General features: G+C 63.7%; 23 protein-coding genes. 5 read left to right on the plus strand and 18 right to left on the minus strand.

Annotated elements, in window-relative coordinates:
- The 3 genes from P9M14_08405 to P9M14_08415 all read left to right on the plus strand — a co-directional run.
- On the plus strand, nucleotides 1-268 hold a 268-nt coding region (locus P9M14_08405), incomplete at its 5' end, for a hypothetical protein (protein ID MDP8255756.1).
- 106 nt (nucleotides 269-374) lie between these two features.
- On the plus strand, nucleotides 375-2,714 hold the full coding sequence (locus tag P9M14_08410; GenBank protein ID MDP8255757.1) for a GH92 family glycosyl hydrolase: 2,340 nt from the start codon (nucleotides 375-377) through the stop codon (nucleotides 2,712-2,714).
- 11 nt (nucleotides 2,715-2,725) lie between these two features.
- On the plus strand, nucleotides 2,726-2,929 hold the full coding sequence (locus P9M14_08415) for a DUF6485 family protein (GenBank protein ID MDP8255758.1): 204 nt from the start codon (nucleotides 2,726-2,728) through the stop codon (nucleotides 2,927-2,929).
- Between the two features lie 124 nt (nucleotides 2,930-3,053).
- Here P9M14_08415 and P9M14_08420 read toward each other — a convergent pair whose 3' ends face one another.
- The 18 genes from P9M14_08420 to P9M14_08505 form a co-directional block, all read right to left on the minus strand.
- Nucleotides 3,054-3,539, minus strand: a complete 486-nt coding sequence (locus tag P9M14_08420; protein MDP8255759.1) for a hypothetical protein — start codon at nucleotides 3,537-3,539, stop codon at nucleotides 3,054-3,056.
- On the minus strand, nucleotides 3,536-4,699 hold the full coding sequence (locus tag P9M14_08425; protein MDP8255760.1) for an ArsA family ATPase: 1,164 nt from the start codon (nucleotides 4,697-4,699) through the stop codon (nucleotides 3,536-3,538). The genes P9M14_08420 and P9M14_08425 overlap by 4 nt, the downstream gene beginning before the upstream one ends.
- Nucleotides 4,700-4,788: 89 nt before the next feature.
- Complete coding sequence (gene dnaB, locus P9M14_08430) at nucleotides 4,789-6,207, minus strand: replicative DNA helicase (protein MDP8255761.1); 1,419 nt, start codon at nucleotides 6,205-6,207, stop codon at nucleotides 4,789-4,791.
- A 3-nt stretch (nucleotides 6,208-6,210) separates the two neighbouring features.
- On the minus strand, nucleotides 6,211-6,654 hold the full coding sequence (rplI, locus tag P9M14_08435; GenBank protein ID MDP8255762.1) for a 50S ribosomal protein L9: 444 nt from the start codon (nucleotides 6,652-6,654) through the stop codon (nucleotides 6,211-6,213).
- A gap of 15 nt (nucleotides 6,655-6,669) precedes the next feature.
- Nucleotides 6,670-7,638, minus strand: a complete 969-nt coding sequence (locus P9M14_08440; GenBank protein MDP8255763.1) for a DUF2232 domain-containing protein — start codon at nucleotides 7,636-7,638, stop codon at nucleotides 6,670-6,672.
- Nucleotides 7,639-7,692: 54 nt separating this feature from the next.
- The gene (gene rpsR / locus P9M14_08445; protein MDP8255764.1) at nucleotides 7,693-7,965 is read right to left on the minus strand and encodes a 30S ribosomal protein S18; all 273 of its coding nucleotides are present in this window, start codon (nucleotides 7,963-7,965) and stop codon (nucleotides 7,693-7,695) included.
- Nucleotides 7,966-8,001: 36 nt separating this feature from the next.
- Nucleotides 8,002-8,433 (minus strand): single-stranded DNA-binding protein, encoded by a 432-nt coding sequence (gene ssb, locus P9M14_08450; GenBank protein MDP8255765.1) that lies wholly within the window; start codon nucleotides 8,431-8,433, stop codon nucleotides 8,002-8,004.
- Between the two features lie 3 nt (nucleotides 8,434-8,436).
- Complete coding sequence (gene rpsF / locus P9M14_08455) at nucleotides 8,437-9,132, minus strand: 30S ribosomal protein S6 (GenBank protein MDP8255766.1); 696 nt, start codon at nucleotides 9,130-9,132, stop codon at nucleotides 8,437-8,439.
- A gap of 138 nt (nucleotides 9,133-9,270) precedes the next feature.
- Complete coding sequence (gene folK / locus P9M14_08460) at nucleotides 9,271-9,729, minus strand: 2-amino-4-hydroxy-6-hydroxymethyldihydropteridine diphosphokinase (protein MDP8255767.1); 459 nt, start codon at nucleotides 9,727-9,729, stop codon at nucleotides 9,271-9,273.
- The gene (locus P9M14_08465; protein ID MDP8255768.1) at nucleotides 9,726-10,892 is read right to left on the minus strand and encodes an LL-diaminopimelate aminotransferase; all 1,167 of its coding nucleotides are present in this window, start codon (nucleotides 10,890-10,892) and stop codon (nucleotides 9,726-9,728) included. Before P9M14_08465 ends, folK begins: the two co-directional genes overlap by 4 nt.
- On the minus strand, nucleotides 10,882-11,661 hold the full coding sequence (locus P9M14_08470) for a fumarylacetoacetate hydrolase family protein (protein MDP8255769.1): 780 nt from the start codon (nucleotides 11,659-11,661) through the stop codon (nucleotides 10,882-10,884). The genes P9M14_08465 and P9M14_08470 overlap by 11 nt, the downstream gene beginning before the upstream one ends.
- Before the next feature lie 18 nt (nucleotides 11,662-11,679).
- A complete protein-coding gene (dapB, locus tag P9M14_08475) occupies nucleotides 11,680-12,501 on the minus strand; it encodes a 4-hydroxy-tetrahydrodipicolinate reductase (GenBank protein ID MDP8255770.1) in 822 nt (273 codons plus the stop codon).
- Complete coding sequence (gene dapA / locus P9M14_08480; GenBank protein ID MDP8255771.1) at nucleotides 12,494-13,369, minus strand: 4-hydroxy-tetrahydrodipicolinate synthase; 876 nt, start codon at nucleotides 13,367-13,369, stop codon at nucleotides 12,494-12,496. Before dapA ends, dapB begins: the two co-directional genes overlap by 8 nt.
- A gap of 70 nt (nucleotides 13,370-13,439) precedes the next feature.
- Nucleotides 13,440-14,264 (minus strand): diaminopimelate epimerase, encoded by an 825-nt coding sequence (dapF, locus tag P9M14_08485; protein ID MDP8255772.1) that lies wholly within the window; start codon nucleotides 14,262-14,264, stop codon nucleotides 13,440-13,442.
- On the minus strand, nucleotides 14,261-15,520 hold the full coding sequence (gene lysA, locus P9M14_08490; protein MDP8255773.1) for a diaminopimelate decarboxylase: 1,260 nt from the start codon (nucleotides 15,518-15,520) through the stop codon (nucleotides 14,261-14,263). Before lysA ends, dapF begins: the two co-directional genes overlap by 4 nt.
- Complete coding sequence (locus P9M14_08495) at nucleotides 15,520-15,852, minus strand: hypothetical protein (GenBank protein MDP8255774.1); 333 nt, start codon at nucleotides 15,850-15,852, stop codon at nucleotides 15,520-15,522. The genes lysA and P9M14_08495 overlap by 1 nt, the downstream gene beginning before the upstream one ends.
- A 29-nt stretch (nucleotides 15,853-15,881) precedes the next feature.
- Nucleotides 15,882-17,417, minus strand: a complete 1,536-nt coding sequence (locus P9M14_08500) for a hypothetical protein (protein MDP8255775.1) — start codon at nucleotides 17,415-17,417, stop codon at nucleotides 15,882-15,884.
- Nucleotides 17,418-17,456: 39 nt separating this feature from the next.
- The gene (locus P9M14_08505) at nucleotides 17,457-18,245 is read right to left on the minus strand and encodes a hypothetical protein (GenBank protein MDP8255776.1); all 789 of its coding nucleotides are present in this window, start codon (nucleotides 18,243-18,245) and stop codon (nucleotides 17,457-17,459) included.
- Between the two features lie 478 nt (nucleotides 18,246-18,723).
- Between P9M14_08505 and P9M14_08510 the strand changes: the two genes are divergently transcribed.
- Nucleotides 18,724-19,392, plus strand: coding sequence for an outer membrane beta-barrel protein (locus tag P9M14_08510; protein MDP8255777.1), 669 nt, complete (start codon nucleotides 18,724-18,726; stop codon nucleotides 19,390-19,392).
- Nucleotide 19,393: 1 nt separating this feature from the next.
- Nucleotides 19,394-20,011: an outer membrane beta-barrel protein gene (locus P9M14_08515; GenBank protein MDP8255778.1), complete on the plus strand. Its 618-nt coding sequence runs from the start codon at nucleotides 19,394-19,396 to the stop codon at nucleotides 20,009-20,011.
- Nucleotides 20,012-20,311 lie beyond the last annotated feature (300 nt).

Below are 20,311 nucleotides of genomic sequence, written 5' to 3' on the forward strand. Positions count from 1 at the left end.
AATGAAAAAGTCGATTGTCACCGTAACGTTCGTGCTGGCCATGCTGGCCGTGGCGGCCCTGGTATTTGGCCCGACGATCTCTCAGGCGCAGACCACCAAGCGTCCGGGATACTGTTGCTGCGAGACGACCTACCAGAACGACCCCAACAATCCGGCCGACGATTACGTCAACTACTCGTACATCGAGGCAGTGCATTGTGTTGACCAGACCTACGTCAAGGCGACCCACGCCTGTGTCGAAGACGCCAAGTGCGGAGTGACGCAGTAATCCCTCGGGACGACAACGTCATCAAGAAGGCCGGTAATACACCGGCCTTTTTCTTTGCCCGGCGGCAAGCTAGTATTCGTACGGTCAAACCGCGCGGAGTTGATAAATGAGCATCTCCAGATTCTTCTTGTTCCTGCTGTTGCTGATCGTGCTGCTATGTTGCGGCGTAGTCTGGTCCGGCTGCGACACGGACGACGACGACGATGACGATGACGACGTCGCTGGCGACGATGACGATGATGACGACGACGACAACCAACCGCTTGAGCCGTTGGAGCTGGTGGACGTGTTTATCGGCACCGGTGGCCAGGGGTTCGGCCAGGGCAGCCTGCTGCCCGGACCCTCGATGCCGTGGGGCATGGTCAAGCTCAGCCCGGACACCAGCGTGGCCGACCTGCAACTGGATTTCACCCACTACGGCGGTTACTACTACGGCGACAAACAGATCCGCGGATTCACGCACACGCACATCATCGGCACCGGCGCGGGGGACGCGGGCAACCTGCTGCTGATGCCGACCCGCGGGTTCGAGACCCAAACCGGCGACACGCTCGAGTCGTACTACCGCTCGAGCTTCTCCCACGACACCGAGCAGGCCAATCCGGGCTACTACTCGGTGCTGCTCGACCGCTACTACATCCACGCCGAGCTCACGGCCACCGAGCACGCGGGCATGCACCGCTACACCTTCCCCGAGGCCTCGGATGCCCAGGTGGTGATCAACGCGGGCAACTCGATCCAGCCCCATTGGGTCAGCGCGGCCCAGGTCAACGTGGATCAGCCAAACTCCGCGGTCTACGGCTGGCTGGACCACACCGGCGGATTCGCGGGCCGCGACGGCGGCTACATCCTTTATTTCGTGGTCGAGTTCGACCGGCCGTTCACCCATTACGGCACGTTCGTGGGACGCAACATCAGCCCCGGCTCGCTTCAGGCCCTGCAGGACGGCACAGGCATCGAGAATCAGGCCGGCGCCTACGTCGAGTTCGACGCCGATCCGGACACGCCGGTGGTGGCGCGGGTCGGCATCTCCTATATCTCGCTGGAACAGGCGCGGATTAACCTGGCGGCCGAGATCCCGGATTTTGATTTCGACGACGTGCGCACTGAGGCCGAGAACGGCTGGCGCGAAGTGCTCGAACAGTTCGAGGTCGACGGCGGCACGGACCTGCAACGCGAGATCTTTTACAGTGCGGTCTACCACCTGTACATGATGCCCTCGCTGTTCTCCGAAGTCGGCGAGATCTACCGCGGGTTCGACCGCGAGCTGCACGCGGACGAGGGCCACCGCTTTTATTCGGACATGTCGCTGTGGGACACCTTCCGCAGCTTCCACACGCTGATCGACCTAATTAATCCCGAGGCCCAGCTGAACTTCCTCAACTCAATGGTCAGGATGTACCAGCAGGGCGGGTCGTTCCCAAAGTGGCCGCGCGCCCTGGGCTACACCGGCTGCATGATCGGCACATCGGCCGACATCGTGTTCGCCGGCTCATACCTCAAGGGAATCGACAACTTCAACGTGAACACGGCCTACGAGGGGCTGCGCCTGCACGGCCTGGGACCGACCGAGCACGGCCGCACGGACATGCAGGACTACCTGGCCCTGGGCTACTGCTCGATCGAGAACGGCAGCAAGTCGGTCTCCAATACGCTGGAAAACTGCTACGACGATTACGCCCTGGGGCTGTGGGCCCAAGCCTTGGGACACGACGAGGACGCCGAGCGCTTTTTGGCGCAGTCGCGCAACTGGATCAACCTGTTCGACAAGCCCAGCGGATTCCTGCGCGCGCGGCACCGCGACGGCAGTTGGGTCGATTCGTTCATTCCGCTGTGGTTCAGCGAGGACTACTGCGAGGGGAACGCCTATCACTGGTCGTTCTACGTGCCCTACGATGTGGACGAGCTGGCGTTCGCCCACGGCGGCCGCGACGTGCTGATCTACCGCCTGGAGCAGATGTTCCAAAACTCGGTCAACTGGCCGAACACACCGCTGCCCGACATCTTCTACTGGCACGGCAACGAGCCGGACATCCTGGTGCCCTATCTCTTCAACGAGCTGGGACGGCCCGACCTGACCCAGAAGTGGGTGCGCTGGGTGATGGACGCCCACTACACCGGCGGGCCCGACGGCGTGGACGGCAACGACGACGGCGGCACGCTCTCGGCCTGGTACGTGTTCAGCGCAATGGGCATCTATTCGCTGCCGGGCACCGATATCTACTACATCGCCAGCCCGATCTTCGAGAATCTGGTGCTGCACCGCGACCAGGGCGATATCACGATCACCGCGCACAACGCCTCACCGGACAACATCTACGTGCAGTCGGTGCAGCTCAACGGCGAGCCGCTGGACGAGCCGATCTTCCATCACGATCAGATCGCCGACGGAGCGACGTTCGAATTCGTAATGGGACCGCAGCCCTCGGGCTGGGGACGAGAGTAGGAGAAACAACAGTGGCGGATTGCAAGAACCTCAAGGCCAACAACAAGCTGTGTAACTGCACCTACCCGGGATGCTCGCGGCACGGAATGTGCTGCGAGTGTCTGCAATATCACTTGGCGCAAAACGAGCTGCCCGCGTGCTGCTTCCCCGATAATGTAGAGCGCACCTACGACCGTAGCTTCCGCCGCTTCGTCGAGCTGCACCGCAACGACTAGGCACCCTTGAGGTGCCCGCATGGCACGCGAGCGAACCCTGGTCGTATTCCCTACGAACCACGCCGCGATGGCACCTTTGAGCCGGCCCTGCTCGCGCCTACCAAATATTGTTATTCAACAATATTTATTCGATTTCGACTTTGCGGATGCGCTTGTGCGCGTCGGGATCGTCCGCGCGCTTGCTGGCGCGCTCGCGCTCGACTTGCAGCACGCGGCGGATCGCCTCGAGTGCTTCGAGCTTCTCGGCGTCGCCCTCGAGCGCCTCGGGGTGCGTCTTGATGCGACGTTCCTCGTCGGAGAGCACCTCGAGGATCGCACTGTAGGCCTCGATCATCACCTCGTCGGTCTGGGCCGGTTCCTCGGGCGGGGTCTTGGCGATCAGGAAGTCCAGGCCGCTGCGGATCAGGATCAGCACGTTGAGCCGCAGCATCTCCTCGTCGCCCTCCTGGGCGAAGCGGATCAGCACGTCGACGATCGAGCGGAAGCCCATCAGCAGCTCGCGCTGACCGGCTTCGAAGTGCCCCTTGGCCTCGTCGAACTCGTTGAGCAGCTCGCGCAGTCGCGCGTAGCCCGCTTTGGTTCCGGCCTTTTTCTGCTGCTCGGGACTCATGCTCGTCCAAAGGTGATGACGAAGTCCTCACCTACCATGCGGGCGCGTTTGACCCGCTTGCCGATTAAGGTGTCGGGCAGCAGCAGATTGCGCTGGTAGCCCATCACGGTCAGGATCAGCTCGTTCTCCTTGACCCACAGATCGACGTCGCCCTTTTTAGCATGGGGCATGTGCAGCCGCATCTCGGACACGCCGTTGTTGGTCTGGATGCGCATCGGCCGCAGGTTGTGGAACACCTCGTCGGGCCGACGATTGGCGAACAGGTTGCTGCCCAGTTGCTGGAGCGCCTCGACGCCCAGGGTCTCGCCGTCGTACAGCGGCACCTCGAGGATCGGCAGCGGCGCGAAACTCTCGTGGATCAATTTGAGGTACTTGCTCTGGATCTCGGGCCACGCACCGTAGGCCCCGTTTCCCGCGGGAAGCACGCGGTTGACGATCAGCAGGTCGACCGGAAAGTTGAACAGCGAGAGGTAGGTGTAGGCGCGTTGCGACTCCTTGACCACCATCTTCTCCGGGTTGCACACGATGCGGATCGAGCTGTGCTCCGGGTCGGTGAGGTACTTCTTGATTTTGACCATTCGTTCGTACATCGCGAACACCTGGTCGTAGACGTCGTCGCCGGGCATCGGCGCTTTCATCACCCGCTCGGCGATCGGCTTGATCACCCGGCTGACCTTGCGGTTGAGGTCGAAGAAGCGCTCCATGTACCATTGCAAAATGTCGGTGAAGCTCAGCAGTTTGAGCGTCGCCCCGGTGGGCGCGCAGTCGATGACGATCAGGTCGTACTTTTTCTCGTCGAGGTAATCGCCGAGCTTGAGCAGACAGAACAGCTCCTCCATGCCCGGCATGATCGCCAGCTCCTCGGCCATCACGTCGTCGTAACCTTGGCTGGTTAAAAACCGCCGCACGTAATCCTGGATGCGGTTCCAATGCGTGGCCAGCTCGTTGTGGACGCTGATTTCCTCGACCCAGAGGTTGGGTTCGATCTCGCGCAGCTCGTTGCCGATCTCGCAATCGAGCACATCGGCCAGGCTGTGGGCTGCATCGGTCGAGATAACAAGGGTTTTCCGGCCCTGGCGCGCTGCGATCACGCCGGTGGAGGCTGACAGCGTGGTCTTGCCCACTCCGCCCTTGCCCGTGTAGAGAAGTACCCTTGTCATTGATTAATCCCACCTTTTAACCCGCTCGAAACTATCACAGCTGCTCGGGCATGTTCAACCGATCGACGGGGCCTCTGCAAGCCGCCGGGCTACTGCGCGAACTCGGAGTCGGAGCGACTCTTGTCTTGGTTCTCGAAGCGGGTGAAATGTTTGAGGAAGGTCAGGAACACCGTGTCGGTAGGGCCGTTGCGCTGTTTGGCCACGATCACCTCGGCGCTGTTGTCCTCGGGCAAGGCATCGCCGAAACCGTCCGATCCCTCGGCCGCCGCCTGTCTACGTTTGTAGTAGGCATCGCGGTAGATGAACATGATCACGTCGGCGTCCTGCTCGATGGCGCCGGACTCGCGCAAATCGGCCAGGCGCGGGCGCTTGTCGTCGCGCGCCTCGACCTGGCGGTTGAGCTGGGACAGGGCGAGCACCGGCACGTCGAGTTCCTTGGCCAACGCCTTGAGGCCGCGGCTCATCTCCGAGACCTCCTGTTCGCGGCTGTTGACCCCGTCGCGCCCCTTGAGCATCTGGATGTAGTCGATCACCACCAGGCCCAGGCCGTGCTCGGCCTTGATCCGCCGCGCCTTGGAGCGGATCTGGGTCACGGTGATGCCCGGCGTGTCGTCGATGTAGATCGGCGCCTCGGCCAGCACCCCGGTGGCCAGGGCGATGCGCGACCAGTCGCGGCCGCTGACGATCCCCTTGCGGATGCGTCCGACGTCGATGCGGGCGTGGGAGCACAGCAGGCGCACGCCCAGCGACTTGGCGCTCATCTCCAGCGAGAACAAGGCCACGGGCGTTCCGGCCAGCGCGGAGTTCTCGGCGATGTTCAGCGCCAGCGCGGTCTTGCCCATCGAGGGCCGGCTGGCGAGGATCACCAGCTCGGAGGGTTGCAGGCCGGCGGTGAGGTTGTCCAGATCAGTGTAGCCGGTGGCCACGCCGGTAATCTGGCTGCCGCGCGAGTGCAGCGTGTCCAGATGGTCGTAGGCCTCGGTGGCCACCTCGCGCATGCTCTGGTAGCTCTTTTTAATTTGCCGGTCGCAGATCTCGAACAGCGCGGCCTCGCTGTCGTTGACAAGCTGGTCCACGTCCTCGACTGCGGAGTACGACTTGGACTGGATGAACTGCGCGGCCCTGATCAGCCCGCGCTGAACCGAGCGGCTGGCGATCAGCCCGGCGTAGTGGACGATGTTCACGGCGGTCGGCACCTGATCGGTGAGCGCGGCCAGGTAGGAGTTGCCCCCCACGCGCTCGAGCAGGTCGCGCGACTTCAGCGAGTCGGCGACGGTCAGCATGTCGATCGGCTCGCCACGGCTGGCCAGCGCCTGCATGCTCTCGAAGATTTGGCGGTGCGCCTCGCGATAGAAGTCGCTGGGCTTGATTATATCGTTGACGCGATCCAGGGCCGTCGGGTCAAGCAGAATCCCGCCGAGCACCGCAATCTCGGCGTCTTGGGCATGGGGCAGCACCTTGCCCTCGAACACATCGGGCTGGGTTGCTGCTGCGGGCCTGCCGACCAAACGCTACTCCTTAACCACCCACACCTTGCACTGGGCCTGAACATCATGGCTCAGTTTGCAGGTCACGGTAAAGATGCCGAGGTTCTTGATCGGCTCGTCCAGGACGATGTGACGCCGGTCGATCTCGATCCCCTCGGTGATCAGTGCCTTTTGTATGGCCATGTTGGTCACCGAGCCGTAGAGCTTGTCGCCCTCACCGACCTGGGCCGGGATGGTCAGCGACACGCTCTCGATGCGCCGTTTGAGCTTGTCGGCCTCGTCGCGCTCTTTACGCAGCTTGATCTCGGCCAGCCGCTTCTGGTGCTCCAGTCCGTTTACGCTGCGGGTGGTTGCCCGAGCGGCCTTCTTGCGCGGGATCAGGAAATTACGGCCGTAGCCGTCGGAGACGGTTACCACGTCGCCGATGTTGCCGAGGTTCTCGATATTCTCCATCAGGATGACCTTCATGATCTCTCCTATTAATTATCTGTCGTCTAACGAATCGCGGTCGGGTTGATCGTCGTCGTCGGAACCGTCGTCGAGCTCGTCGTCTTCGGCTTTACGCGACATGCGGCGCAGGTCGAACCAAAGGTCGCCCACGCCCGCAGCAGCCAGAACCACAATCGTAACCGGTTGAATGATTATCATCGCCAGCAGCAGTGCCTTGAGCCAGCCGGCGATCCTTAGTCGGACGAACCAGAAGCTGAGAATCGCCAGCCCCTGAAAAATGTAGGGCACCATCCCCACCAGAAACAGGTTGATTCCCAGGTCGGCCCAGAAACCCTTGGGGCCCAGCAGCGCCAACGCCGCCGCTACGATCGCCGCAAAGATCAGCGGCTCGGGCGAACGCCAGCGGTCCAGACGCTCGAGGGAAAGCTGCCAGCCCTCGCGGGCCAGCACGTGCCGTGCGCCGATCAGGGTGATGATCGCGGCCAGCGCCACGTTCTGGGCCAGCAGCGCGCCGGTGAAGCGCAGCAGCTGCGCTCCGGTCTCGGTGTCGACCGCGGCCCCGCTCGCCGGCAGCAGCCCCTGCATGCCGATCAGGATCCCCAACAGCGGGTCGGTCCCCTCGGCCCACAGCAAGCCCCATTCGATGGGTTGCAGACCGTAGAACGCGGCCACATTGGCCATTGCCGCGCAGAACAGGAAGCGCATTGCCACGGTCAGACCCACAGCGCTGATCATCACGCGCGTGGCGTCCAGCCGCAGCCGCAGCCCCTCGCCCACTGCCGGTCCGAGCAGTCCCAACCCGATAAGGTAGGGCAGCGCCAGATCGCCTTGCTCCAGCGGCCAGCCGATGGCGATCCAGATCCGCTCGATCAGCAGCAGCGCCAGCGCGGCGAGTATCGGCAGACCGAAGCCGTAGAGCCTTCCACGCCGCACGTGCAGCGCCGCCGTGATCGGACCCAGCCCGATCAGGCAGAACCACAGCACGAACAGCGCAATCGCCATCCGTTGCGGCTCGAATGCGGCCTGGGCCTCGATCGTCCTTACTCCCCGTCAGTCTCAGACGTGCTTGGACGCGGCGGGCAGCAACGCCAGGTAGCGCGCGCGTTTGATCGCCAGCGACATTTTGCGTTGGTCCTTGGCGCAGTTGCCCGAGATACGGCGCGGAATGATCTTGCCCCGCTCGGTAATGAAGTAGCTCAGCGTCTTTACGTCTTTATAGTCGATCACCAGGGTGGTGTCAGCGCAGAAGCGGCAAACGCGGCGTCGGCCGAACGTGCGGCGTTTGCGGCCCTTCGTTGTCGGCTTCCTTTTGAAATTTCTTGCGGCCATTTTATATCCTCCAGGCGCCGGGTGCGGCGCTGTTGATCAGAACGGGATGTCGTCGTCGGGCAGCGGCTCGTCCACCGGCGGTTCGGGATGGGCCTGACGGCCTCCTCCTCCTCCGCCGCCCTGGGCCTCCTGATCGCGCGGACCGCCCAGGAAATGGACGCGGTCGGCCACGATCTCGACCTTGCTGCGGTTCTGGCCGTCGGGGTTTTGCCAGCGGCTTTGCTGCAAACGGCCCTCGACCAAAATCGGGCGGCCCTTGCTCAGGTACTCCGCGCTGGTCTCGCCCGTGCGACCCCAGGCGACGATATCGAAAAAACTCGTCTCCTCTTTGAGATCCTCACCCTGGCGGTAACTGCGGTTGGCGGCTATCGCCATCTTACACACGGCAGTGCCCGATGGCGTGTAGCGCAGTTCCGGATCGCGGGTCAGGTTGCCGGAGACAAACACTCGATTAATGGTAACAGCCATCGATCAATCCTCCTCGGATTTCGACCCCTCTTTGCTGTCTTGCTTATCGTCGTCGTCATCGTTTTTCTTGCCGTCGGCGTCGTCTTTCTTGCCGTCGTCATCGTCTTTCTTGCCGTCGTCATCGTTTTTCTTGCCGTCGGCGTCGTCTTTCTTGCCGTCGTCGTCGTCTTTCTTGTCGTCGTCATCGTTTTTCTTGCCGTCGTCATCGTCTTTCTTGCCGTCTTTGTCTTTGTCGTCTTTGTCGTCGTCATCGCGGGAGCTACGAAGCGGCTTCTCTTCGGACGCCTCTTCCGCATCGCGGTAGGGATTCTCGTCGCTGACCTGCTCGCCGCGCTCCTCTGCTTCCTTGCGCTCGGCCTCGCGCTTCTTGCGCTTCTCTTCCTCGCGCACGCGGATCGCATCGAAGTCCATGCGGTCGTCGAGCTTGATCGTCAGGAACCGCAGCACGTTCTGATGAATTTTGAGGTTACGCTCGATCTCGTGGATGTGATCGGGCTGCGCCTCGAACAAGAAGTTGACGTACAGGCCTCGACTGAAGCCCTCGATCTCGTATCCCAGGCGTTTCTTGCCCCAGACGTCGACCTTAACCACTTCGCCCTTCTGATTCACGATGTCGCGGAAGCGGTCGATGATCTGGTCGTTGACTTCCGGGGGAAGATCGGACTTGAGAATAAAGGTGAGCTCGTACTTTCGCAGCATTGAGTCTCCTTTCGGGTTTGCTCTCGGAATTGAGTATGAGAGCAAGGAGTTGTCGCCAGCGGTCGCCGACAGGGGACGACCTATTTCCTTCGCAGGGGGCGGATAAGACCACAGCGGGCCGTAAAAAGCAAGCCCGAATCAGAGGGTTTGGAGCAGCTGGGCCACTGTCTTTTGCAGCAGCGGGTGACGCCAGTGCGCAGCGATGGAGCAAAGCGGCTCGAGCACGAAGCGCCGCAAGTGCATCCGCGGATGGGGCACGATCAGGCGCGGATCGTCAAGCGTCAGCTCGTCGTAAAGCAGCAGGTCCAGGTCCAGGGTGCGCGGCGCGTTGGCAGCGCCGCGTTGCCGTCCGCGCTCGCGTTCGATGGCGAGCAGCCGCTCGAGCAGTTCCAGGGGATCCAGCGCTGTTTCGACAATTGCCGCGGCGTTTTGAAACAACGGTTGATCCGCGTTGCCCTCGGGCTGGGTCTCGATAAATTCCGAGGCCGCGATCAGCCGCAGACCGTCGGCGTCGAGGCGTTCGCAGGCATAAACCAGGTGTGCGCGGCGCTGGCCCAGGTTGGAGCCCAGCCCGATCGCCGCCGCGTGCAGCGTCAAAGCTTGAACTTCCCCAGCCGCTCCATGGCCTCGGACAGCCGCTCCTCGCCCACGGTCAGCGCGATGCGGCAATAGCCCTCACCCGCCGCGCCGAAGCCGACCCCCGGCGTGACCAGCACTCCGGTCTCGCGCAGCAGGCGCGAGGCGAACTCGGCCGATCCCACCGCCTCGGGGCAGGAGAACCAGACGTAGAACGTGGCTTGCGGCTCCAGCGACCACAGCCCGATCTCGCGCAGTCCGGCCAGCACCAAATTGCGGCGCGCGGCGTAGACCGCGTTGTGTTGCTCGACCCAACTAAAGTCGCTTTGCAGGGCGCAGATCGCCGCGTACTGCACCGCGTTGAACGCGCCGGAGTCGGCGTTGGTCTTGACCGCGGCCAGGGCCGCGATCAGCTCGGGGTTGCCCGCGGCAAAACCGATGCGCCAGCCGGTCATGGAAAACGGTTTGGATAGCGAGTGGAACTCGATGCCCACGTCCAACGCTCCTGCGGCCTGCAGAAAGCTCGGCGGCCGATACCCGTCGAACCCCATCTCGACGTAGGCCGCGTCGGCCGCCACGGCGATCGAATGTTCGCCGGCAAAGCGCGCCGCGTCAGCGTAGAACTCGAGGTCCACAGTCGCGCCGGTGGGGTTGTTCGGATAGTTGAGAAACATCAGCTTGCAGCGATCGAGCGATCCGGAGTCGATGGCCGCCAGGTCGGGCTTGAATCCGTTTTCGCGCAGCAGCGGCATGGACAGCGGGCGGCCGCCGGCGAGCAGCGTGGCCGCGCGGTAGACCGGGTAGGCCGGGTCCGGGACCAGGGCCGCGTCGCCTTGGTCGAGCAGGCCGATCGGCAGATGGAAGATCCCCTCCTTGCTGCCGACCAAGGCGCAGATCTGAGTCGCCGGGTCCAGCTCCAGGTCGAAGCGCCGCCGCAGGTAGGCGGCCGCGGCCTCGCGCAGGCTCATCATCCCGCGGTAGCTGGGGTAGCGGTGGGTGCTCTTGTCGTGGGCCGCGCGGCACAGTTCCTCGACGATCGGCTCGGGGGTCGGCAGGTCCGGATCGCCCACTCCCAGATCGATTACGTCGACGCCCGCGGCGAGCACCTCGCTACGTTGGCGGTCGAGGTCGGCGAACAGGTAGGGCGGCAGCTTGCCGATGCGCTCGCTGGGTTTAATCTTCATGTTGTTCCTCTTGGCGCTGGATCACCGGGTTGACCAACGATCCCACGCCCTGGATCCGCACCTCGACCACGTCGCCGGGACTCAGCGGACCGACGCCGCCGGCAGTGCCGGTGGAGATCACGTCGCCGGGTTCGAGGGTCATCACGTTGCTGATGTGCTCGATCAGGAAATCGGGTGGAAAGATGAACTGCGATGTGCGGCTGTCCTGCTTGCACTCGCCGTTGAGAAAACACTGCACGCGCAGATCCGCGGGGTCCAGCTCGGTCTCGATGCACGGCCCCAGCGGCGCGAAGCTGTCAAAGCCCTTGGCGCGGGTGTACTGCACGTCGCGGCGCTGCAATTCGCGCGCGGTGACGTCGTTGATGCAGCAGTAGCCGAGGATTACCTCGTGGGCTTGTTCGCGCTTTACGCGGCGGGCGCGCTTGCCGATCACGATCCCCAGCTCGGCCTCGTAGTCCACGCGTCCGGCCCACAGCGGCACCTCGATCGGATCTTCGGGCCCGATCACCGCGGTGCTCGGCTTTAAAAACAGTAGCGGCTCGGAGGGAATTTTACGTCCCATCTCCAGGGCGTGGTCGCGGTAATTGAGCCCCACGGCCACGATCTTGCCCGGCTTGCACGGCGCCAGCGCTTTGATCTTTGCGCGCGCGGTCGAGCCGACGAACACCGGCTTGTCCACGAACGGGTCGTTGCCGATCTCGCGCACGCGGCCGTCCTCGATCGCCCCGAAGCGCTGCTGTCCGCTGCTGACGTACCTGATGATCTTCATCGTTGCAATCTCTTTGTTTCAGTAGAGTTCGAGCACGTCGAACATCGAGTAGACCCCGGGGTCGCGGCCGATCAGCCAGCGCGCGGCGAGCAGTGCGCCGTCCACGAACAGCTCGCGGCTTTGCGCGCAATGCTCGATGCGCAGGGTCTCGTTGGGACCGGCGAACAATACCGTGTGCTCGCCGGTGATCTGACCGGCGCGCACCGCGTGTACGCCGATCTCCCCCGCGGCTCGCAGGGCCTCGCCGCGCGGCCGTCCGTACTGGACAACATCTTCGGGCAGGCTGTCTTGACCGCAAGCCGCGGCCCGAGCCAACGCCAGAGCGGTGCCCGAGGGCGCGTCGCGCTTCTGGCGGTGGTGGGCCTCGACTATCTCGACGTCCCAGTCCGGCCCCAAAGTGCGCGCGGTGCGTTCGACGAGCTTGAGCATCAGGTTGACGCCCACCGCGAAGTTCGGCGCATGCACGCAGGGCACGCTTCGAATCAGGCTGTACAGCTCATCACGCTGCTTGTCGCTGAAACCCGTGGTGCCCAGCACCAGCGCAATGCCGAACTCGGCCGCGATCTGTGCGCTGCGCAACGCGGACTCGGGCTGGGTGAAGTCGATGATCACCTGGGCCGAGATCACGGCGTTGCGCAGGTCGTTCTCCAGCGAGACTTCGCACGGCTCCAGGCCCAGCAGTCGCCCCACATCCTTGGCGATCTGCGGATGGTCGTGGCGTTCGGTGGCCCCGACCAACGTCAGGCCCTCCTCCGCGATCACGCGCGAGGCCAGCAGCGCGCCCATCCGACCCAGCGCGCCGGTGACTGCGACCCTGACGGCGGATTCCGTTTCAGGCATCGAGGATTCCGCACTCGCGCAGTACGCCCTGAAGCTGTGCGTGATTCTCCGGCGAAATCTGGGTCAAGGGCAGCCGCAACTCGGGCCCGCAGCGTCCCAACATCACCATTGCGGCCTTAACCGGCATGGGGTTGGATTCGATGAACATCGCCTTACAGGCCGGGAACAGCCGCAGGAAAATGCGCTGCGCCTCGCTGAAACGTCCGGCCGCGAAATGCTCGTAGAGCTGTGACCAGGGTGCGGGCGCTACGTTGGCCAGCACCGAGATTATGCCTTGAGCCCCCACGGCCAGGTGCGGCAGGTAGAGGTTGTCATCGCCGGAGAGCACAGCCAACCGCGGCGCGCGCGCGCGGATTTCGATCGTCTGATGGATCGTACCGCCCGCCTCCTTGACCGCCACGATCTGCGGCAGCGCGGCCAGACGCTCGACGGTCTGGGGCAGCAGGTTCACGCCGGTACGCGAGGGCACGTTGTAGAGCACCATCGGCAGGTCGGCCTGCTCGGCCACGGCCGCAAAGTGCTCGTAGAGCCCCTGCTGACTGGGCTTGACGTAGTAGGGAGTGACCACCAGCGCGGCGTCGGCTCCGACCTGTTTGGCCGCCTGCACCAGCGCGACGGCCTCGACCGTGCCGTTGGCTCCGGCGCCGGCGATCACCGGCACGCGTCCCTTGACGATCCGCACAGCGGCTTTGATGCAGTCGATGTGCTCTTCGACGCTCATCGTGGCTGCCTCGCCGGTGGTGCCGCAGGGGACCAGCCCGTGCACGCCCGAGTCGATCAGCCATTCCAGGTGGTCGCCAAAGGCCCGCATGTCGATCGCGCCGCCTTGAAACGGCGTGACAGAGGCAACAAAACATCCGCGGAACATCGCCGTCCCTCCTATTAATTCGATCTGATGAAAACTGATCGTTGCATTTTACACGACCGTGGGCCCGAAACTAGAGCGCCTCGGGCAGGATCTCGCCGCGGGCGATCATCCGCGCCGGGCCCGCCAGGTACACATCGCGGAATACGCCGGGCTCGGCCGCAGGCACGAAGTCCACGATCAGGGTCTCGCCCGAGCGCGTGACCACGCTCACCGGCGACTGCAATCCATGGGCGAGATGGGCAATCAGCGCGCTGGCCACGGCCCCGGTGCCGCAGGCCAGGGTCTCGGCCTCGACGCCGCGCTCGTAGGTGCGCAGCAGCAAGCGGCCCTGGTCGACCTGTGCGAAGTTGGCGTTGGCCCCGGCCGAGGCGAAGCGCCGATGAAAGCGCAGCCGCCCGCCCAGCTTCTCGACCGGGAACGAGTCCAGGTCGTCGATAAAGACCACGGCGTGCGGCACGCCGCTGTCGATGAACCATACGTCGAGCTCGCGGCCCGCTAGATCCATGCGCCGGGCCGGCTCGAACCCGCCGGGGTCTGTAACCTTGATCCGCGCGCCCTCGGTCGTAAGCTCGGCCTGGATCGGCCCGGCCAGGGTGCGAAAGGTCATCTTTGTCCCGGCCATGCCCAGCTCGTGGGCAAAGCGCGCGGCGCAGCGTGCGCCGTTGCCGCACATCTCGGCCTCGGAGCCGTCGGCGTTAAAAAAGCGCCACTGAAAATCGTATTGCGGATCGTCGAGCACCATAATCACGCCGTCCGCGCCCAGACTCAGCTTGCGGCGGCAGACCGCCCGTACCAGTTCCGCGCTGCGATCCGGGTCGGGATATCCCGAGCGGGCGTCGATCAGGATGAAGTCGTTGCCCGCGCCCGTGGCTTTGTAAAACCCGATCGGTTTCATTTGACGAACGCCCGGAAGTGTTCGTTGTCGATCAGGTCGTCGTACTCCTCGCGCTCGCGGATCAGGTGGGCGCGGCGGCCCTTGACCATCACCTCGGCCGGACGCGGGCGCGAGTTGTAGTTGCTCGCCATCGAGAAACCGTAGGCCCCGGCCGAGAGTACGCACAGCAAACCGCCGGGATCGACCGGCGGCAGCTCGCGACCGCGCGCCAGGAAGTCGGCCGACTCGCAGATCGGACCCACCACGTCCTGCACTACCTTGCGCTTGCGCGTGCGCAGCACCGGGCGGATCTCGTGGCGGCTGTTGTAGAGCGCCGGTCGGATCAGGTCGTTCATCCCGGCGTCGACGATGGTGAAGCGCTTGCCGTGCTGGTCCTTGTGATAGAGCACCCGCGTGATCAGCGCACCGGCGTTGCCCGCGATCATTCGTCCGGGCTCGAGCACCAGGCACACGTCGAGCCCATTCAGCTCGGCCCGCAGCGCCGCAGCGTAGCTGCGCGGATGCGGCCCCGGCCCGTTGCCGTAGTCGATGCCCAGACCGCCGCCCACATCGAGCAGACCGATGCGGTGCCCGTCGGCCTCAAGTCGTTCGATCAACGCGCGCAGCTTGCGCAGCGCCTGGGTAAAAGGATCGAGCTCGAGAATCTGACTGCCAATGTGACACGAGAGGCCGACGATATCGACGTTGCGCAACCGCGCGGCGCGCCGATAGAACGCGGGGGCCTCATCGATGTCCACGCCGAACTTCTCGCTTTTAAGCCCCGTGGCCAAGTGGGGATGGGTCTTGGGGTCGATGTCCGGATTGACGCGAATCGCGATCGGCGCGCGGCGTTTAACGCGGCCGGCGATCTTGTCGATCCGCAGCAGCTCCTGCCCGCTTTCGACGCTGAACATCTTGATCCCGGCGTTGAGCGCGTAGGAGATCTCCTGGTCGGTCTTGCCCACGCCGGAGTAGACGATGCGCCCGGGCAGCACCCCGGCGTACAGCGCGCGAAACAGCTCGCCGCCCGAGACGATATCCGCGCCCGAGCCCTGGGCGGCCAGCACCGCGAGCACGGCCAGCGAGCTGTTGGCCTTGACCGAGTAGCAGATCTGATGCTCCAGGCCGGAGAAGGCCCGGTCGAACACCTTGTAGTGCTTGACCAGCGCGGCATGGGAATAGACATAGAGCGGCGTGCCGTAACGCGCGGCCAGACGCCGCAGTTTAAGCCCCTCGCAGCACAGATCTCCGCGCAAATCGTAGTTGAAGTGATGCATCAGCCCTCGCCGTCCCCCTGGTCGTCCTGCTGCTGGTCCTCGTCGTTCCCTTGATCGTCCTGCTGCTGCTCCGGCGTTGAGGCCGCCTTGGCCGGGTCCTGGATTGCGGGCTGCGCGTTGCGATCAATGGCCGGGCCGAAACCGTATTCGCCCAGCGGCGGAGGCGTCGGCTCGGCGAGCGGACTGTCGGCCTGGTCCGCATCGTCGTCGTCGTCATCGTCGGCGGTTGCCGCGTCGTCCGCGGTCTTATACGGCTCGGGCGGCAGCTTGTAGCCGCAGGCGCAGATCAACGTCAGCGCGGTCAACAACGCGGCCAGCGCCAGTCGTGCCATGGGTCTGCGCCGCAGCATGGTGATCCAGCCTAGAAGTGGAAAACGAAGTTGCTCTGGATCGTGAACAGGTTCTCCACGTCCTCGTAGCTGTCGTAGAAATACTGGCCGGGCCAGAACCCGCCGAACAGCAGCGAGGCGGTGAAGTGATCGTAGAGCGTGTACGACGTCTCGTAATTCAGCTCGAAACCCAGCTCGTGACTGGCGTCCGAGCCGTCGCGCCCCTTGCCCGACTCGTTGATCCACGAGTACAGGCCAAAGAGGCTGAAGCGCAGGTCCGCCAACTGTAGATAGCCGCCGGCCTTGGCGTACATGCCGTTTTGCACCTGGCCGAAGATCTCCTCCCACAGAATCATGTCCACGTTGTAGTCCGCGTCAAAGGGGTAGGTATAGACCTTCTTGCCAAAGGCGGCCTGGTTGGCGACCACCGAGCTGATGAAGTCGATCTTGTTGTCCGGATCGTCCGGGTCCGCGTCGTAGATCGCCTTGGCCTCGGCCAGATTGGCCGCAGCGTCGGCGTCCCACTCGCGCAGCGGATCGGAGTCGCGCGGCGAGCTGAAGCCGGAGTAGATCCCCGCGCCCCAGAAATCGTCGTCCCAATGCGCCTCGAGCGCCGCGATGTAGGCGCTGAGCTCGATCTTGCCGCCGCCCTCGCCCACCGGCAGACCTTGCTCTTCCAGTTCGCTGACCACGCTGTGCGGAATCTGGGTCATCGAGCCGTTGAACAGCACGCCCTCGGCCTCGATGGTCATCCGGCTGAACATCACCTTGGCCCAGGCGTCGTAGATGAAGATCCGCGCGTTGGTCGAGTCCTGGTTGCGGTGGGCCAAATACAACCCGCCGGTGAACGGCCGGTCCAGCCAGTTGAACAGGGCGAAGAACTGGTGCACGTCGTTGGTGCCGCTCTTGAAATCGCTCTCGGCCAAACGGTCGTAGCCCAGAGCGGGCAGCGCCGGGCCGACCTTGAGCAGCCACATAAAGCGGTCGTAGGTGTCGCCGTTGTCCGAGTCCAGGCCGTTGCCGTCGTTGGAGAAAATCCCCAGGCCGTAGTGCGAGCCCTGGCGGCCGATGCGCAGCTGGCCCAGAGGCGTGGTCACCTGGCCCCAAGCCCGCGAGAGCAATACCGAGGGGACCTCGTCGCCCGAGCGCGTGGTGTACGAGGTATCGCTGGACATCACGCCGCCCTGCGCAAGCTCGTACTCGCCCAAATCGAAACTGTCGATCACCGAGCTGTCGTCAGGGTCGCGCATCACGTCGATTATCGGCTCGCGCTCCACCAGGTTCTGACCCAGCAGCACGTTGCGCAGGCAGTCCAACTGCATGTGCAACGAGATGTTGTCGCCCACGGACAGCGACGGGTCGAGCTTGAGCCGTTGGTCCATGTAGCTCCACCAGTCGGAGTCCTCGGCAAAGTACCAACCGGTGCCGAAGATATTGTCGTAGCGCACGCGGTAGTAACCCGAGATGTCCAGGTCCACGTTGCTCGACAGGTCGACCGCGACCGCGGGCGTACACAGCGTCAGCATCAGACACAACGCGACAAGGGCCGGTGCGATTCGATAGATCATTTATCGTCCTCCCGCCCGGATCGATTTCCGGGCCTGCAATCAGAAGTTGCTGGTCAGGCCCAGGCGCAGTCCGATGCCGCCCAAGTCGCCGTCCAGATCGTATTCCTGCCAATGCCATGTCCCGTCGCCATCGTCGATCAGCTCGGCCTCGACGCCGGTCCAGCGGCAGGTCTCGTACGACAGCGCCGCGCTCAGTCCCACTCGGCGCGTAACGAAATAGTCCAGGCCAATCAGGCCGTGGTAGCCCGCGGCCCAGCCCGAACGCTCGAAGCGTTGACTCTGGTAGAGGTAGTCGCGCTCGCCCGCGGCCGCCCCGGGGTCGAGCTGCCGGTCCTGCAGGTCGGGGCCGGAGATCACACTTTGTACGTAATAGGCGCCCGCGCCCACGCCGACAAAGGGCCGGATCTGGTCGCGCTCGCCTAGAAACATCTGGTATTTAAGGGTAATCAGCGTCGGGAGCACTAGTTGCGAAAACCCGACGTCGACTTCGCTGTCGGGCTGGAAGTACAGCCAGGAGAAGCGTTCGCTGATCTCGAATCCCAGGCCGATGCGCGAGATGTATTTGAATTGCAACGCCGGGCCGAGCACCAGGCTCTCGCGATTGGGTCCATAATAGGATGCACCCTGGCTATCGTAGCTGTAGGTGATGCCCGACATGGTCTTGGCCCAGTCGTTGTCGAGCATGGTCGCGCCGTAGATATCGCTGTCCAGCGGCACGATCCCGTCCAGACTCAGGCCCACGGCGATGCCGCTGCGATGGGCCGCGGCCGGAGCCGCAACGGCCAGCACCAGCAGTGCGGCGATCAGCATCATCGACCTGTCGTGCATCGGGCATTCCCCCTTGAACCGCAAAACCCACACTTATCGACCGCCGCGGCCGCGCTGAAAACGGATCAACGCGGCGCATGCAATACACCGCTCCTTCCCCCCCCGGGACAACGCGTTTATCAGCGCCCGAAGATTGGGAAAAGCGCAAAAATCTCTTTGCCGCTTGGAAAAAACGGCCTATGAACGCGCCAAACTAGCACTTGCCCCACGAGCCTGTCAACGCGCTGACAGGGGCGCTAAACAGGACCGTGCTTGACACCCTACGACAAGCATCTCGATAATGGCCGCACTTGGCCTGGAGTATTAATAAGGGTTCGTAGCGAGGCGCATAAGATGCCGCAAGAACGAGAAAGCCGAGTCGATCCTCCGCAGGCGTACTTGATTCAGTACGTCGAGGACGGATCGGCGAGAATGACGAAATTATTGCGAACATATTGTGCGCCGCAGTAGATCCCTTATGAATAATCCAGGCCTATTTATGAACGCTGATAACCCGCGAATGTTCCCGCTGATCTGCACGATGATCGCCGTGCTGCTGCTGCTGTGCGCGGCCGCGCCTTGCGTTGCGCAGGAAGTAGCGGACCAGGCCGAAGAAACCCAGGGGGCAAAGAAGGCCGAATCCACGCCCCTGGACCTGTTTTTCGGTCCCCAGGCCGGAATGATGTGGCTGTTTCTGTTCGCCGAGGACGTCGAGGAGTACAAGCTGCCGCCGCACTGGGGTTACGGCGGGCACATTGTGAAAATCTGGCACTTTTCCTGGTCGCGCAACATGGCCCTCGAGGGCAGTTTCTTACACAGCGAGGGGGACGGCGAGGTCGAACGACTCGATGGCTCGACCTACACCATCGACGTGATCGCCGACCAAGCCTCGGCAATGGTGGCCTACTTCTTTCCCGGCGCGCGGATCACGCCCTACATCGCCGGCGGGTTCGGCGCGACCTATCTGCGCTGGACGATCAGCGATTCCAACGAGTCGGACGACGAGTGGGACTTGACGCTCAACGCCGGAGCGGGAATGGACGTGCAGATCATCCCCCACTGGACCTTCGGCCCGACCATGCGCGTAACCCAAATTTTCCCCCAAGAGCTGACCAAGGGCTGGATCACCGGCACTTCGTTGTTGCTCCGCACATCGCTTAGGTTCTGAAATGAAATACCCAAAACTGATCGCCGTACTCTCCCTGGCCCTGCTCCTCAGCGCACTGAGCGCCCAGCCCTGCGCGGCCGTGACCGAGCGCGAGCTGGGCCTGGCGGCCCAGGGCGGCTACGAGCTGCTTTTGGGCGAGGCCTCCGACGTGCTCGACGGCGGACCGTGCTTTGGCATCAACGTCTCCTACGGCCTGACCCGCTGGTTCGGACTGGCCCTGGACTCGACCTACGGCATGCACTCGGTGGCGGACGAGGAAAAGTACGGCAAGCTGGATCTGACGCTGGTCAACGTGCTGGCCGGGCCACGATTTACCCTCGACCTCGACCCGGTGTTCCCCTACGCCCAGCTGCTGGCCGGAGCCTCGATCTGGCGCTACGACGTGGAGTACGAACAGGACGACGGCGAGACGTTCACCGATGACGATCAGCGCGGACGCGGCGCCCTGGCCGCGAGCCTGGGGTTCGACGCCGCACTGTCGGACAACTTCCAACTGGGCATCAACGGACGCTATTTCCATTTACTCGACGGCCTGAACCTGCCCAACGCCCACGACGACCTGCACGACGTGAACCTAAGCGGCGTACAGATCATGCTCCGCGCCGGCCTGATCTTTTAGCGGGGGGTGGGGAAAGATCGTTAAAACGATCTTTGTGTGTGGCGCGAGCGGCGGCGGCTTGGAGCCGCAGCAAGGCTCGCATATTTCCCGGATCGTTTAGCGTCGATCTATGCCGCGTCGCGGAGAGCATCGTCGAGCCACATGCAGGTCACGTACGCGAGTTTTGCCCCGGCTCGAAGCCGGGCGGCTATGAGCCGCAGCAAGGCTCGCATATTTCCCTGGTCATTTTGCGTAGACCCATGCCGCGACGCGGAGAGCATCGTCGAGCCACATGCAGGTCACGTACGCGAGTTTTGCCCC

The organism is Candidatus Alcyoniella australis, assembly GCA_030765605.1.
Classification (GTDB): domain Bacteria; phylum Lernaellota; class Lernaellaia; order JAVCCG01; family Alcyoniellaceae; genus Alcyoniella; species Alcyoniella australis.

Bases quoted from the DNA above. Each gene is read 5' to 3' on its own strand.
- P9M14_08495 (MDP8255774.1), bottom strand. From the start codon at position 15,852: ATGGCACGACTGGCGCTGGCCGCGTTGTTGACCGCGCTGACGTTGATC.
- dapB (MDP8255770.1), bottom strand. From the start codon at position 12,501: ATGCCTGAAACGGAATCCGCCGTCAGGGTCGCAGTCACCGGCGCGCTG.
- P9M14_08500 (MDP8255775.1), bottom strand. From the start codon at position 17,417: ATGATCTATCGAATCGCACCGGCCCTTGTCGCGTTGTGTCTGATGCTG.
- P9M14_08470 (MDP8255769.1), bottom strand. From the start codon at position 11,661: ATGAAGATCATCAGGTACGTCAGCAGCGGACAGCAGCGCTTCGGGGCG.
- rplI (MDP8255762.1), bottom strand. From the start codon at position 6,654: ATGAAGGTCATCCTGATGGAGAATATCGAGAACCTCGGCAACATCGGC.
- P9M14_08515 (MDP8255778.1), top strand. From the start codon at position 19,394: ATGAAATACCCAAAACTGATCGCCGTACTCTCCCTGGCCCTGCTCCTC.
- P9M14_08410 (MDP8255757.1), top strand. From the start codon at position 375: ATGAGCATCTCCAGATTCTTCTTGTTCCTGCTGTTGCTGATCGTGCTG.
- dapA (MDP8255771.1), bottom strand. From the start codon at position 13,369: ATGTTCCGCGGATGTTTTGTTGCCTCTGTCACGCCGTTTCAAGGCGGC.
- dapF (MDP8255772.1), bottom strand. From the start codon at position 14,264: ATGAAACCGATCGGGTTTTACAAAGCCACGGGCGCGGGCAACGACTTC.
- lysA (MDP8255773.1), bottom strand. From the start codon at position 15,520: ATGCATCACTTCAACTACGATTTGCGCGGAGATCTGTGCTGCGAGGGG.
- P9M14_08510 (MDP8255777.1), top strand. From the start codon at position 18,724: ATGAACGCTGATAACCCGCGAATGTTCCCGCTGATCTGCACGATGATC.
- ssb (MDP8255765.1), bottom strand. From the start codon at position 8,433: ATGGCTGTTACCATTAATCGAGTGTTTGTCTCCGGCAACCTGACCCGC.
- P9M14_08465 (MDP8255768.1), bottom strand. From the start codon at position 10,892: ATGAAGATTAAACCCAGCGAGCGCATCGGCAAGCTGCCGCCCTACCTG.
- rpsF (MDP8255766.1), bottom strand. From the start codon at position 9,132: ATGCTGCGAAAGTACGAGCTCACCTTTATTCTCAAGTCCGATCTTCCC.
- P9M14_08425 (MDP8255760.1), bottom strand. From the start codon at position 4,699: ATGACAAGGGTACTTCTCTACACGGGCAAGGGCGGAGTGGGCAAGACC.
- rpsR (MDP8255764.1), bottom strand. From the start codon at position 7,965: ATGGCCGCAAGAAATTTCAAAAGGAAGCCGACAACGAAGGGCCGCAAA.
- P9M14_08420 (MDP8255759.1), bottom strand. From the start codon at position 3,539: ATGAGTCCCGAGCAGCAGAAAAAGGCCGGAACCAAAGCGGGCTACGCG.
- P9M14_08440 (MDP8255763.1), bottom strand. From the start codon at position 7,638: ATGGCGATTGCGCTGTTCGTGCTGTGGTTCTGCCTGATCGGGCTGGGT.
- P9M14_08505 (MDP8255776.1), bottom strand. From the start codon at position 18,245: ATGCACGACAGGTCGATGATGCTGATCGCCGCACTGCTGGTGCTGGCC.